This window comes from Vibrio sp. Vb1554 (assembly GCF_033344235.1).
The window spans coordinates 1-1,121 of sequence record NZ_JAWPOJ010000371.1 but is presented as its reverse complement, the minus strand read 5'-3'; the positions used below and the strand labels follow the sequence as shown (position 1 = coordinate 1,121).

The window sequence follows — 1,121 nt, the reverse complement described above, 5'->3', positions numbered from 1 at the left end:
CAGCCTCGTGGTTAGAAAAAATCATGGCTCCTTAAAAAAATCCATAGTTAGCATTTCATAGGCACTATTAAATGAATCTTTTTTTAGTTACCTCTCCATTGCAATATCTTTGTGCCATTGAGGCCAAAGCTGTATATTGCCCAAGCGCCCCAGCAATCCTTCTTTTAGTTAAACAACCTAGAGAGCCAGGTATAAGCCAATTGGCACACGTATTGAATCGAAATGAATGGACGCACGTCATTGATGTTGAACGCACACAACGCTCTTTTTCCGTACCGAAGGCAATCAAAGCCGCAATTCAATCAAATGGAGGGAAATCTTTTAAGGGTTTTTTCCATGGTGAATACAATGCATGGCGAACAAAACTCATTCTTAGAAATTTAGATATCGACACTGAAGTTTATTTTGATGATGGGTCTTTAACATTAACTGAATACGAACGTCATATTAAATCTAAAAATACTTTTTATCGCCCTCGCTTTATTAATGATCTAGTTGTGAGGTTTCAAGGCTTGCAGCCAATAGGAAAACTTCCAATATCGGAAAAACTAGAAATATTCACCATGTTCAAAGACCTAAAAGCCAATGTTCCTGTTCGTTTTAATTGTTTTAGAGAACTCAAAAAAAAATATGGAATCAATTCATTTAAAGCACTAGACGATTCAAAGGCTCTTTTTCTTGGTCAAGGTAGTATCGACTGCGACGGAACCAGAAAAGAACGTTATCTAGACACTATTCGTCGTTTTTCTGAAATCACCAATAAACCGATTTTATATGCTCCTCATAGAACAGAATCAGAAGAAGTTCGGTCAATGGTTGAACAGATTCCAAATTTAACTTATCACAATTCAATCTTTCCGATAGAAATTGAGATTGCAGAGAGAGAGCTTAATTTAGCTGATGTAGGGGGAATCTCTTCAACAGCATTATACTCATTAAAGCTAATCTATCCCAACATCCAAATTTATACAGCGAAACAGACTGCTGAAGATTACAATAACCCAATTAGTTTCGATGAGGTGGCTCTGATGTCAGAACATTTGGATAAGCTAGGTGTTAAGTTTTTCTAACCCAAGTAAAAAGCGAATATCTTGTATTCGCTTTTTACTGTATTGTAAGAA

At 36.2% G+C, this 1,121-nt stretch carries 1 protein-coding gene; it reads left to right on the top strand.

Translation table 11 applies throughout. The features are described 5' to 3' along the window. The first annotated feature begins 71 nt into the window (after positions 1 to 71). Positions 72 to 1,070: a polysialyltransferase family glycosyltransferase gene (locus tag R8N28_RS26375; RefSeq protein WP_318183804.1), complete on the top strand. Its 999-nt coding sequence runs from the start codon at positions 72 to 74 to the stop codon at positions 1,068 to 1,070. Positions 1,071 to 1,121 lie beyond the last annotated feature (51 nt).

What these genes read in the sequence shown, in the direction of transcription:
- R8N28_RS26375 (WP_318183804.1), top strand. Translation starts at nt 72, where the DNA reads ATGAATCTTTTTTTAGTTACCTCTCCATTGCAATATCTTTGTGCCATT.